The 13363-nt window shown below is 61.2% G+C and carries 10 protein-coding genes; 2 read left to right on the top strand and 8 right to left on the bottom strand.

What is annotated here, in order from left to right; genetic code table 11:
- Positions 1–6: 6 nt before the first annotated feature.
- From M1D88_RS17825 to M1D88_RS17860, 8 genes are all read right to left on the bottom strand, one after another.
- The gene (locus M1D88_RS17825) at positions 7–339 is read right to left on the bottom strand and encodes an ArsR/SmtB family transcription factor (RefSeq protein ID WP_458112069.1); all 333 of its coding nucleotides are present in this window, start codon (positions 337–339) and stop codon (positions 7–9) included.
- A gap of 45 nt (positions 340–384) precedes the next feature.
- Positions 385–600 (bottom strand): hypothetical protein, encoded by a 216-nt coding sequence (locus M1D88_RS17830; protein ID WP_247040783.1) that lies wholly within the window; start codon positions 598–600, stop codon positions 385–387.
- 327 nt (positions 601–927) lie between these two features.
- Positions 928–3045: a glycoside hydrolase family 32 protein gene (locus tag M1D88_RS17835; protein WP_458112070.1), complete on the bottom strand. Its 2118-nt coding sequence runs from the start codon at positions 3043–3045 to the stop codon at positions 928–930.
- A gap of 48 nt (positions 3046–3093) precedes the next feature.
- Positions 3094–4638, bottom strand: a complete 1545-nt coding sequence (locus tag M1D88_RS17840; protein ID WP_458112071.1) for a glycoside hydrolase family 32 protein — start codon at positions 4636–4638, stop codon at positions 3094–3096.
- A 6-nt stretch (positions 4639–4644) separates the two neighbouring features.
- Positions 4645–5487, bottom strand: a complete 843-nt coding sequence (locus M1D88_RS17845; protein ID WP_458114565.1) for a carbohydrate ABC transporter permease — start codon at positions 5485–5487, stop codon at positions 4645–4647.
- A 76-nt stretch (positions 5488–5563) separates the two neighbouring features.
- A complete protein-coding gene (locus M1D88_RS17850) occupies positions 5564–6517 on the bottom strand; it encodes a carbohydrate ABC transporter permease (protein WP_458112072.1) in 954 nt (317 codons plus the stop codon).
- A gap of 97 nt (positions 6518–6614) precedes the next feature.
- Positions 6615–7913: a sugar ABC transporter substrate-binding protein gene (locus tag M1D88_RS17855; protein WP_458112073.1), complete on the bottom strand. Its 1299-nt coding sequence runs from the start codon at positions 7911–7913 to the stop codon at positions 6615–6617.
- 151 nt (positions 7914–8064) lie between these two features.
- Entirely contained in the window at positions 8065–9087 is a 1023-nt protein-coding gene (locus M1D88_RS17860; RefSeq protein WP_458112074.1) for a LacI family DNA-binding transcriptional regulator, read from the bottom strand.
- A 527-nt stretch (positions 9088–9614) separates the two neighbouring features.
- Between M1D88_RS17860 and M1D88_RS17865 the strand changes: the two genes are divergently transcribed.
- Both M1D88_RS17865 and M1D88_RS17870 read left to right on the top strand, forming a co-directional pair.
- Complete coding sequence (locus M1D88_RS17865) at positions 9615–11210, top strand: glycoside hydrolase family 68 protein (protein WP_458112075.1); 1596 nt, start codon at positions 9615–9617, stop codon at positions 11208–11210.
- A gap of 115 nt (positions 11211–11325) precedes the next feature.
- Positions 11326–13296 carry a glycoside hydrolase family 32 protein gene (locus M1D88_RS17870; RefSeq protein ID WP_458112076.1) on the top strand — a complete coding sequence of 657 codons (1971 nt, stop codon included), beginning with the start codon at positions 11326–11328 and terminating at the stop codon, positions 13294–13296.
- Positions 13297–13363: the final 67 nt, after the last annotated feature.

Below are 13363 nucleotides of genomic sequence, written 5' to 3' on the forward strand. Positions count from 1 at the left end.
CCTTTCCTATCCTTCAGCGAGAATGTCTGCGATCCGGTCGGCACGCTGCCGCCAAATCGCCTCATATTCATCGAGCAGCCGACGGGCTTTCTGCAAGCCTTCACGATTGCCGCGCACGATCTGCTCCCTTCCGCGCTTCTCCTTGGTGACCAGGGAAGCCCGCTCCAAAACCGCCACGTGCTTCTGGACGGCGGCAAAACTCATGGCGTAGAGGGCAGCAAGACCGGAGACCGAGTACTCCCCCAGCGTCACCCGGCGGACGATGTCCCGCCGGGTGCCATCTGCGAGCGCCTGGAACAAGCGATCGACTTCGTCTTCACTCATCTGATCTACAACCATTTGGTTGTAGGATATGCCGGTGGCTGCGGGGTGTCAATGGGCCTTTTACTCGCGCCGTTCCTGGGTCAGTCCATAGGGAACGTCACGGCTGACGGCCACCGTGTAGCTGGTGTGGCTGTGCCTGGTGACCAGGATGCCATGGCGGCTTTCCTTCATGGCGTGTTCGCGGGCGATCTCGACGGCAGTGTTCAGGTCGTTTTCAACGGTGTGGGGATCATGGGCAGTAATCTCCAGGACGATGTCCGAATGGCGCTTGATCATGGGGGTTCTCTTTCTCAACACGGAGAGTCGGGCGCTCGATGGCCACAGGCTTCCGGATCCGGGCATAGCCGGGGAGGCGGAAGCGGTGGTTCCAGAAGGATTGCCCGGCATTCTCCGAATGCGTTTGCTGAAGGCATTTCTCCGAATGGGGCGGCCGGCCGAATTATCAGGCGGGCTGGATCGGCGGAAGCTTTTCTTCCTGCGGATCTGTAGCCAGTGTGGATGATGAGCAGCCAAGGAGCAATACGCAACCTGCAACAGTGAGGTTAAGAATGTGTAAACGCCTGGTACCGACGTCTCTCTAACACCGGTACCAGTGAGGGTTTCTCAGTCGCTGAGCATGACCTGGTCCACCATCACATGGCCCCACTCACCGGTGGCGTCGTCGAGAATCTGGAACCGGGCCGTTTGGCCGGCAAGGTCTTGAACGTCCCACGAGACATGGCGCAGTGAACCGGAATTCTCCCCCGTTGCCGTCCGCACAGGCCGCCCGTTCACCAGCAGCTGCACCGAGGTCGCGGGCTCCAGGCCCAGGGGATGGTTGCCGCCCCCGAGCTGGAAGTGCAGGAAGTTCCGGTCAATCAGGAACTCAGGCGAGGTGATGCTGCCGGTGGCGGGATCGCCGGGGCCCACGAACGTGTCCGCGATCTTCGCCCCCACCCGTCCTGATGCCGACGTCGAGGACGGACCGGCTGTTGCGAAATCGCCGCTGGTGGTCCACCCGTCTCCCCAGGATGATCCCTCGAAGTCAGCAATCAGCCGGGCCGGCCGCTGCACCAGGTTCTCGAACTCAGTGACCGCGACGTTCGTGAAGCTGGCGGCCCCACCGCTGGAGTAGAGGTTGATACGGTCGTCGCCCGGGTTTGCAAAGACCTGGCTTGAATGAACGTAGCGGCCATCATCCACAAAGACCTCTATGGTGGTGCGGTCCACCAGGATCCTCAGGTGCACCTTGTTGATGGTTGGATCAAATGGCGCCCTGCTTTCCAGCTTGGTCCCGGAGCTGTCCGGGTTCCCGGTGTAGGCACGGTTGAGATAGCTGAAGTTATCAAATATTCCGACGTCGGCATGTCTCGTTCCGTCCACAGAGGCCCGCAGCTGCAGGCCGATGTTCTGAGCCTCATTCCACGACACATCCGCTTCAAGCTGGTACGACTCACCGCGGTAAGGAAGGGCCAGGTTCCCGTTAACCGTGAAGTCTCCGAGGTTCGTCACCGTGGTGGCATGATCAGCCAGTGCAGGGGTGGGCTGGGACACCAGGCTGTAGCCCGTCCCAAATTTCTTGAGCTTGATCTGGCGCACGATGGAATCAGTACCGTTGAAGCCGTCGGCCGTCCAGGTCGGCGTGGTGTGGGCGTAATGCCAGTTGTTCATCCATCCCAAGGCGAAGCGCTGCTCCGAGGGATTCGCGGGATCCTCCCACGTGACAGCGCCGTACCAGTCGAAGCCGTGGTCCAGCCACTGCGGGGTTGAGGCATCAGGGGTGAAGGACGTGCCGTTGAAGCTTCCCGTCCAGTAGGCAAAGGTGTTCGGGGCCCCGGTCAGGTAGCCGTTTGCGCTCAGGCCCATCACCCACTTTTCAGTACCGTCATCAGCGCGGATCTTGAACAGATCCGGACATTCGAGCATCCCGAGGTTCGGTTCGACGAACTCCGAGACACGCGTCCAGTCCTTCAGGTTGGGTGAGGTGTAGAAGCTGATCTTGTTCCCCTCCGCGATGAGCGCAACCCAGCGGGAGGCCTCAGGATCCCAGATGACCTTCGGGTCCCGGAAGTCGGTGCGCCCGCCGTTGGGGATCACCGGGGTCTCTCCGTAAGCATGGAAGTTGCGCCCGCCGTCCTGGGAGTACCAGAGGAACTGTGCCTGCGGGCCGGTGGAGTTCGCGATCTGCTGACGCGTGGGGTGGTCCATCTGGGTGGCCAGCATGATGACGGCGCCGGCCCCGAAACCGGCCGTGTTTGCTGTGTCGACCACTGCCGAGCCGGACCAAAGATCGTGGTTGGCGTTCGTTTTCTTCTGCGCCGCGACGCCCTGGTCCTGGAAGGCCACGTTGTCCGCCGTCGTCGCCAGCCGCCATGCTGTACCGATCTCGGTGTCATAGTCCGCGTTGTACAGGTAGTAGTAGTGGAACTTGCCGTCTATAAAGACCGGGCGCTGTGGATCGTTCTTCCAGTGATCGGGAACAGTGAAGTGATAGGTGTCCCGGTAGCTTGGTTCGCCCGCCCCCTCCGTAGCAGGAGCCTCAACAGTAGGAGCCAACGAAGCCGCAACGGGGGCAGCTGTTGCAGAAGGGACGGAAGATCCAAGGACCCACACCCCCGCCGCCACCAGCCCAACCGTCACCCCCAGCGCGGCCAACCTCCCCGAAAAGCTGCGGCCCGCCCGCCTCCAGCCGGTTACCCCGCCAGCGGCCCCCCAATAACGTCGCCGTACTCCAGTCACCATTGACTCCTACTGTTGTTTTGTTGTCCCGAAGCGGGACTGCTTAGGCGGTCAACGCACGACGGCGAGACTCACCAGGGTTCCGCCGTCGCCTTCTGCGAACAGGCCGACGGCGGTGCTTGAGTTGGCTGGAAACACCAGATCGGTGATGGTGGCCAAACCGTCCTGCGCGAAGACCTCCACCGAGCAGCGGTCCACGAAGATCCGGAGCTTTAACCGGCCGTTCTCCAAGGGCACACTGACCCGCTCCACAGAAGGGAACGTAGCGTCGAAGTCCACGTTGCCCGATTCGGTCCGGTCCAGGCTGAGCTCCCCGGTTGCGGAGTTGTAGGCCAGGATAGTGCGCTCAGCAGAGCTCAATTCCCCAATGTTCAATTCCCCGGGGCTCAATCCGGTATCGGCCCGGAGCACAAGACCCACTTTGTCGGCTGGGCCGGGCTCGAACTCGGCATCAATCCGAAGCACATCGCCGTGAGCCTCAGCGGGAAGCCAGGTCACCCCTTCCGTCAACGTCTCCCGCCCAAGGGCGAACAGTTCCACGCCGGGCTCCAACAGGAATGGATCCACCGCCTCCTGTACCAGGACCGGGCGTCCGCCGCGGGTGACAAGCCTGACTTCGCGGGCCAGCGACATCGCACTCCGCCAGCCGTCCGTGGGGGTTGAAGCGGCGTACTGCCAGTTGTTCATCCAGCCGATCATGAGCCGGCGCCCGTCCGGCACATTGCTGAAGGACACGGCCGCGTAGTAGTCCCGGCCCCAGTCGAGCCAGCCGTAATCAGCCATCCTGCTCTTGTCAGGCTGCAGGCCTTCGGTGACGGTCGTTTCGGAACTGAACGTCACGCCGTCGAACGTTCCAATGAAATACTGCCCGCCGGAGCCGCCGGCGACGCCGCCAGGGCTGAGGTTGACCACGAGAACCCACCGGGTATCTGAGACGTCCCCGTCAACCGGCAGTTCAAACAGGTCCGGGCACTCCCAGATTCCTTCGGTGGCATTGGCCGGGCCGAAGGTGCTCAGGTGCTCCCACGATTTCAGGTCCGCTGACTTGTAGAGCAGCACTTCGCGGTGGAGGGCCTCGACGGCGACCATCACCCAGTAGCCGCCGGCGTCGCCGTCGTACCAAAACACCTTAGGGTCACGGAAGTCCGCGGACGCCCGGTCAAGCACCGGATTCCCGGCGTACTTGGTCCAGGTGGCGCCGTCGTCAGTGCTGTAAGCGAGGGACTGGGCCTGACGGCCCGCAAGCGGTGAGGTCCCCACATAGGCGCTGGTATAGATCGCCACCAGCGGAGGAACTCCCCCGGCGCCGAAGCCGCTGGTGTTGTGAACATCCAGCACCGCCGAACCGGAGAAGATGCCCTCCTGGTCATCACAAGGGATGGCCACAGCGTGCTCTGTCCACTGGTTCAGGTCCGCGGAGGTGGCATGGCCCCAGGACATATTGCCCCAGTCATCGCCGAACGGGTTGTGCTGGTAGAAGAGGTGGTAGGTGCCGTTTGAGTAGATGAGTCCGTTGGGGTCATTGAGCCAGTTGCGCTCTGCTGAATAGTGCCATTTGGGCCGGTACTGGGAGTCGAGTCCGGTGGTTGTTTTCATGAAGGTTTAGCCCTTGACGCCGCTGGAGGCGATGCTGTTGATGAAGGAGCGCTGGAACGCGATGAACAGGATGACCACGGGAACCGTGATGAGTGAGGCGTACGCCATGACTTCGCCCCAGGAGACGTTCAGCTGGAAGAAGTACTGGATGCCGATCATGACCGGGCGGAGCTCCTCAGACTGGACCACCATGAGCGGCCACAGGTAGGAGTTCCAAGCGGGCAGGAAGGTCAGGATGGCCACCGTGGCGGTGGCGGGCCCGGCCAGGGGCATCACCACCTGGCGGTAGATCTTGAACCAGCCGGCGCCGTCGATCCTTGCTGCCTCATCCAGTTCCTTCGGGATGGACTCGAAGTACTGGTGGTAGAGGTAGATGGAGAACGCGTTAGCGATGAACGGAATGATCTGGACCTGATACGTGTCCAGCCATCCCTTGGAGAACTCGAGGCTGAAACCGTTGAGCTCGAAGTAAGGCAACTGGTTGACCCACCACACGAGCGGCAGCGCCAGGGTCTGGAAGGGCACGATCAGGGTGGCGAGGATCGCGGTGAACACGATGCGCTTGCCGCGGACCTCCATGCGGGACAGGGCGAAGGCGCAGAGGCTGTTGATGAAAATGCCCAGCACCACGGTGATGGCAGAGATGCCGATGGAGTTCATCAGGAATCGGGCTGCCGGGACCCGGTCAAACACGGCTCCGTAGTTGTCGAAGGAGATGTTGCCGATGGGCAGGAATGCGGCGACGGAGGACATGTCGCCGAAGATCTGCTGGTCCGGTTTGAGCGAGGACACCAGCATGAACACGATTGGAAAGGCTGCAACGACGGCGAACAGGATTCGCACAGCCATGGTGCCGGCGCTGCTGAGGGTTTTGGAAGCGAGAGCCTTGGTGCTGAGGCTCTTGGAGGTGAGAGTCGCTTTCACGTCAGTCCTTCTCTCGGGTCAGGTAGCGCTGGACAGCGGAGATCAGCAGCACCAGGACGAAGAATACGAGCGAGATGGCTGACGCGTAGGAGGTTTCCTGCTGCTTGAAGCCGGAGCGTACCGCCTCGTAAATGATGGTGGTGGTGGAATCGAGGGGCCCGCCCTGGGTCATGACGCTGACTTGGTCGAAGAGCCCGAGGGCCTGGATGGTGATGGTCACCAGGATCAGGGTGCGGGTGTGCTTGAGGCCCGGCCAGGTTACGTAGCGGAACTGGTGCCAGCGGCTCGCGCCGTCCAGCTGGGCCGCCTCATAGAGTTCGCCGGAGATGCTTTGCAGGCCTGCGAGCCAGATGATCATGTGGAACCCGGCCGCCTGCCAGATGGACAGGATAATAATGGCCGGCATGGAGGTTGCAGGATCATTGAGCCAGTCCGGGCCTTGGATGAGGCCGAAGCTGAAATTGGACAGCAGCTCGTTTATCAGGCCGTCCTTGCGGTACATAAACAGCCACAGCAGGGACACCACCACCATGGACGTGACCACGGGAAGGAAGTAGAGCGTGCGGAAAAAGTTCACGCCACGGAACTTCTTGTTGATCAGCAGAGCCATCGCCAGGGCCAGTCCGGACTGGACAGGCACCACTACAACGGCGAAGTAGCTGACATTCAACAGTGAGCGCCAGAACGTGGGGTCCGTGAACAGGCGGGCGAAGTTGTCCGTGCCCACGAACTCAACAGGCCGTGGTGAAACGAGCCGGGCATTGGTGAACGCCAGACCGAATCCCATGATCGCCGGGAGGAACACGAAGGCGAGCAGGAGAGTCGCTGCCGGGGCGATCATTGCCCAGCCGCTGAACTGTTCACGGAGGTGGCGGCGACGGCGGGGTTTGCCGGGGGCAGCGGTGGTTGGCACTTCCGGGCTGGAAGGGGCTGCGGGAAGCTGGGTGGTTGTCATGGGATTCTCCGTTGACAGTGATGTTGGGGCGCAGGGCCTTGGGGTACGACGACGGCGGCAGTTGCGTACCGTCGTCGTCGTACCGTTTGGCAGCTGACTAGTTCTTGTAGCCGCCGTTGGATTTGATGTTGGCGTCGATCGCCTTGACGGCCTTGTCCAGCGCCGTCTTTGCGTCGGCACCAGCCAGGATGTCCTGGACAGCCTTGCCGTATTCGGTGGCAATGAACGGGTAAGCCGGGGTTTCAGGACGCATCACCGCGTACTCGCGGGAGAAGTCCATGAAGATCCGGCTGGCGCCGCCCTCGGCATACTCGGGGAGCATCGCTGCGGCTTCCTCGGTGGCGGGGATGGTGCCGGTGGCCTTGGCTACGGCAGCGATGTTTTCGGCCTTGAGGGAGTAGGAGAGGTAGTCCATGGCTGCCTCAGAGTTGGCGCAGCCGCTGGTTACGCCCCACTGCCAGGAGCCGCCGCCAACCTTTGGCCCCTTCCCCAGGTCAACCGTCGGCATGACTACGAGGTCATCTTTTACCGCTGTCATGGCCGTATCTGCAGCCCAGGAGCCGGTGTAGACAATTGCGCTCTTGTTGTTCAGGAAGTCCTGAACGGAGTCCTTGCCGCTCTTGGTGGCCATGAAGCCCTGGTCAGCCAACCCGCGGAACCACTTGGCCCATTCGATGGCCTCGTCACCGTTGAGGGCACCATCTGCGGTCTCGAACCCTTCGCGGTTGACCAGGTCCCCGCCGAAGGACTGCAGGAACGGCGAGTAGGCGTAGGGCAGCCATTCCCCGGTACCGGCAGTGCCCATGTCCAGCGGGTGCTCCCACTTGCCGAGGGCCTTGAGCTTGGTCAGCGCTTCCTGGAATTCGTCCTTGGTCCACGGTTTCTCGACTGTGGCGACGCGGACACCTGCCGCGGCGAGGTCGGACTTGCGGGCGAGCATCGCCAGGGAGACATCGTAGGTTCCCACCGCGTAGGTTTCGCCCTCCCACTTGGCAACCGTGCTAGGCAGGTTTTTGGAAAGGTCCGCATCAAGCTTCAACGGTGAAAGGTACTTGGCCCAGGCCCAGTTGGGTACGTTCGGGCCGTCGATGTCCACAATGCAGGGAAGATTCCCGGATGCTGCAGCCGAGACTACGGAGTCGTTGTAGGAGTCCTGCGGGAACGCCTGGACCTTGATCTTCGCCTTGGCATTAGGGCTCTTGTTATAGGAATCCACAACGCCCTCGACGGCTGCGAGCTCTTCCGGGTTGCCTGCGTTATGAGTCCACATCGTGATCTCGTTGGAGCCCTCGGAGGAGGATGACGCGCTGCCTTTGCCGCAGGCGCCAAGGGTACCGACGAGGGCCGCCGCAGCTACACTGGTGGCCAGGATCCGGGTGAATCGCTTGTTCATCATGGTGAATCTTTCTGCTGATTTGTGCGTGGAGGATTGCCCCGGGTCTGTGGGGGACGCGGCCGGTGCAACGGCTGCGTCCCTTTCTGCCTCCCCGGGGGTGAAGCTGTTTTTGCTGTGCTGTTTGTGTTGTGCGTGTTTGAGCGGCTAACGGCTAACCTGGCGGCGGGCCGAGCGACCCCCGCTCAATCAGGGGGCAGTCCAGTTGCGTCTGGACCGCGGGGTTACCGGGGTTCTCAATATCGTCCAAGATCCGGTTGACCGCCCAACGGCCCATTTCGTAGTGGGGAAGGGCGACTGTAGTGAGCCCCGGCCACAGTGCGTCCGCAATGATTTCGAGGTTGTCGATCCCAATAATGGAAACGTCCTCGGGTATGCGAAGCCCCAAAGCCAAAGCCGCTTGGTAAGCGCCCATGGCAACCCTGTCGTTGAAGCAGAACAGTGCAGTAGGACGATCTTTCTGGCCGAGAAGCTCAAAAGCAGCGTCACGGCCTCCCTGGGTGTGTGCCGTTCCAATGACATAGGTGCTGGGATCATGCTCCAGCCCGTGCCGCCGCAAAGCGTTAAGGAAGCCCTCCCGCCGGCCGTGCGTGGCGGGAATGTCGTCCCTGTTGTTGATCATCCCGATCCGGGTGTGGCCGGCGTGGATAAGTGCTTCAACAGCTGTCTCGGCTGCGCCCACCTCATCCGGAACAACAGAGGAAATGGATGTATCCTCAGTGACTGCATCCAGGAGAACGATGGGAAGCCCGGCCAGTTGAGTGGGGACCTGTGCACTTTGGTGGTACATCCTGGCGTACAGTACGCCATCCACCTGGTGTTGCTGAAGCATGCTGATTTCACGTGATTCCAGCTCGCTGTCAAAGCCCGAGTTGACCACCATCACCACATAGCCACGTTCGTAGGCGGCATCCTGAGCCCCGCGGATCATGGCACCGGCAAACGGTGTTGTGGTGATTTCATCACTTACCAGGCCAAGGATCTGGGAGCGTTGATTCCGCAATCCGCTGGCCAGCCTGTTCGGGGCGTAGCCAAGGTCTTTGGCCACTTCCCGGATATGTTGCTGTGTTGCCGCCTTGACCCGGAAGCTGGTGGCGTCATTAAGGGCATGGGACACAGTGGTCACTGAGACCCCGGCAGCTTTCGCCACCTCACGGATTCCCACCTTCGTCGTCATTGACTTCCTTTGCAAAACGTTTTGTATTTCGTGTGAGCCACGCTACACAAAACGTTTTGCATTTGTCAACGAATACTTTTCGGTGTCCTCACAAGCACTCGGCAGCAGGCCCGTCGTGAAGCCGCGAAAACATCACGCAGGGGGTCCCTGTGACCAAGCCGACAACTGGCCTTGGATCCATAGGCTAGCGCTTTTAATCTTGTGAATATTTCGACATATTTGACCTTTCCACCCATTTTGTGCAACGCGCGTAAAGAAGAAAGGCGCAAGCGCTTACACTTCTCGTCGGAATCGCCCAGAAACCCGATGTAAAGAGGTTTGAAAGCGATTGAGAAGCGTGCTTAGGGTGTTGACAGGCGCAGCACAGGTAACCCCAAGCGGCCTATGGCAAGGGCCGAAAGACCCTTCTCTCCCAAAACAAAGGCGTCCCTGCGGCAGCTCTTTAGTCCTGGGGCACTGGAGTTTTGAAACCGGGCATCCGCCCATCTTCCACGAAAACTGTCTCAAACTCCGCGAGAAGAGAATTCATGAATAAGCATCCCCAACCGCCGCGAATGCAGCTTTGGCGCCCCGCCGCACTGGCGCTGGCCGCAGCCGTAGCTGCCTCCACGTTCTTGGCAGTGCCGTCGGCACAGGCCAATGAACCGGCAGATCCGCCCGTCGCAGAGCAGATGCCGGCTCCTACTCCCGGTTTCCCGCTCCCCACCGAGCACACGCAAGAGGCGCATGATCCGGCGTCGGACTTCACCTCGAAGTGGACCCGCGCAGACGCCAAGCAGATAATGGCGCAAAGCGACCCCAATGTGGCTCCGGGCGAGAACTCGATGAGCCCTGCCGTCACCATGCCGGAGATCCCTGAAGATTTCCCCACCATGAACGAGGACGTCTGGGTGTGGGACACGTGGTCCCTGACGGACGAAAACGCTAACCAGATCAGCTACAAGGGCTGGGATGTCATCTTCTCGCTCGTGGCGGACCGGCACGCCGGCTACGGCTTCGACCAGCGCCACTGGAACGCCCGCATCGGGTACTTCTTCCGCAAGACCAACGCTGATCCGGCCAAGGACAAGTGGAACTACGGCGGACACATTTTTGCTGACGGTGCGTCCATCGGCAACACCGAGTGGTCCGGCTCAACCCGCCTGATGCAGGGCAACCACGTGAACGTCTTCTACACGGCCACCACGTTCTACGACGTGGCCGAGCGCAACGCCGGAGGCGGCGGAATCGCTCCCGATGCAGCCATCGCGAAGGCGCTGGGCAACATCCACGCCGACAAGAACGGCGTCACCTTTGACGGTTTCAAGCACACCAAGCTGCTGGAGCCGGACGGCAAGATGTACCAGAACAAGGCCCAGAACCCGGGCTTTGCTTTCCGTGATCCCTACACCTTCGAGGACCCGGCTCACCCCGGCAAGACCTACATGGTGTTCGAAGGCAACACCGGCGGTACCCGAGGCGAATACGAGTGCAAGGAAGAGGACCTGGGCTACAAGCCTGGCGATCCCCACGCTGAGAACGTGAATGAGGTCAACAGCTCCGGCGCCTACTACCAGACGGCGAATGTTGGTTTGGCTGTAGCTGACAACAAGGACCTCACCAAGTGGTCGTTCCTGCCTCCCATCCTGTCTGCCAACTGCGTCAATGACCAGACTGAGCGTCCGCAGATCTTCATCCAGAATGAAGGTGGCAAGAACAAGTACTACCTCTTCACCATCAGCCACCAGTTCACCTACGCAGCAGGCATGCGCGGTCCCGACGGCGTCTACGGCTTTGTGGGCGACGGCATCCGGTCCGACTACCAGCCGCTGAACAACAGCGGCCTGGCACTGGGCTCACCGACTGACCTGAACCTGCCGTCAGAATCACCGGAAAATCCGACTCCCCAGCAGAACGGCCGCCAGTTCCAGGCCTATTCGCACTATGTGCAGCCCGGTGGCCTGGTGCAGTCGTTCATCGATAACGTGAACGGTGTCAGGGGCGGCTCGCTGTCTCCGACCGTAAAGATCAACTTCCGCAACGGAATCTCGGAAGTTGACCGTTCCTTTGGCCAGAATGGCCTCGGCCCGTACGGTTACCTTCCTACCAACGTCAAGGTTGGCGGAGAAGGCCTGTACAAGTAAGGCACAACAGCCGGGTTGCGGTCCATTGACGCAAACCGCTAACAAGTAATGAGCGGGGGCGCCGGAAACGGGGTCCCCGCTCCTTTTGCCGGTATCCGGTCCTAGCTGAACGGCCATGATGTCCGAAAAATTCAAACTCACGCCGCTCTCAGGCAAACGGAACCTCTGGATTGCAGTTGCAGCGGCTGCCATTGCCCTGGTGGTCGCAGTGGTGGCCTTCATCGTGAGCGTTCAGAAACCAGACGACGCCGAGAGCCGGGCAGAGACCGCCCTCGACTCCGTTGCCACCGCGCAGGCGGATTTCAAGAGCTCCCGGGGAACCTATGGCTCGTACTGGTTGTCGGGCGGTGACCGCACCCTCGAGTCAGGACAACCCCTCCAGGCCGCCGGAGTGGAGGATCTCCGCAGCATCAATTGCGCAGACGGCTGGGTGGCAGCTGCCCGGATCGGCAGCGACGTCTTCCTTCGATCCAGCCTTGACAAGTCAATGGAAACTGCAGGAGTCGGGGAGGTGCGGCGCCCGGACTGTATTACCTCTGTTGCCGTGGATGCCATGCTCACTGACCTTGGCAGAATCGACCGGTCGCCGGCCCCGGGAACGAAACCCGAGCGGCCTGCCGGATCCTCGCAGTACCGCCCGAGCTACCACATCACTCCGGAGCGGAACTGGATGAATGATCCCCAGCGCCCCTTTTTCCTCAATGGGCTCTGGCACTACTACTACCTCTACAACGCCGACCATCCCCAGGGCAACGGAACGGAGTGGTACCACCTCACCAGCAAAGACCTGGTGACGTGGAAGGACGAGGGCGTTGCCATCCACAAGTACAAAAACGGACTGGGCGACATCGAAACAGGCAGCGCCGTGGTGGACTACGAGAACACCGCCGGCTTCGGAAAAGACGCCGTCATCTCAGTGCTGACACAGCAGGACAAGGGCGTCCAGCGGCAGTCGCTTTTCTATTCGACCGACGGCGGGTTCACGTTTTCCTCGTACGAAGGAAACCCGGTGATGGAAAACCCCGGAGCTGAACACTGGCGCGACCCCAAGATTGTCCGTGATGAAGCAAACGGACAGTGGCTGATGATCCTGGCCGAGGGCCACAAGCTGGGCATGTACACCTCGAAGGATCTCAAGAGCTGGCGTTACGCCTCCGGTTTCGAGCGGTCCGGACTGGGCATCCTTGAATGCCCTGATCTTTTCCAACTGGACGTCGACGGCGACCCCGCCAAGCGAACGTGGGTCTTGGCAGCGAGCGCCAACGGATCCGAAGAAGGAAGAACCACGGGCGTCGCCTACTGGACCGGGAGCTGGGACGGAACAAAGTTCACCCCTGCGGATGAGAAGCATCAGTGGCTGGACGCCGGCTCCGACTTTTACGCCGCGGTTACTTGGGATGATCCCAGGCTTACCGACGGCCAGCGGATGCAGTCCAGGCAGGCTTTGGGCTGGGTGAACAACTGGGACTACGCCCGGAAACTTCCCACTGAGGACTGGCAAGGAGGCATGGACTCCATCATGCGGGACATCAGGCTGAAGACCGTGGACGGCAAGCCGGCTCTGGTCTCAACGCCCTCCAAAACCCTGGCCCGCCTCGAAGGGCAATCGTCGTCGTCGGGCCCGGAGACCATCACCCCGGAAGGAACTGCCGGACTTCCCTCCCCGCAGGGCGGCGCCTACCGGCTGGATCTGACCATTGAACGCGCAACTAAAGCGGGCGACGGCGGCAGCGACGGATCGGAGGCCCTCCTGCAGTTTGCGAGCGATGAAGCAATATTCGCCACGGTGGGCTACAACTTCCACGACGGGGCCGCGTTCGTCACGCGCGAGCAGCCCGCTGATGGTGACCTTGGCCCGCTGTTTACACAAAGACGCACCGCCTCCGCTCCAGCCAGGAACGGCAGCGTGGACCTGACCGTATTCGTAGACCACTCCTCGATTGAAGTGTTCGTCCACGGCGGGGAACAGACCCTCACGTCACTGGTCTTCCCCAGGTCAGAGGAGCAGGACATCAAGCTGGTGACCGGCGGAGGAAACCTCACGCTGAAAGGGCTTACCCATACCCCGTTGTCGTCTACGCGCTGAGCAAAGCACGGTCACGAAAGAAGCGGGATCAGGCGCTCCGTTTTCCGGAGCTGGGACGGGCCTCGTC

This window comes from Arthrobacter sp. R1-13 (assembly GCF_054161475.1).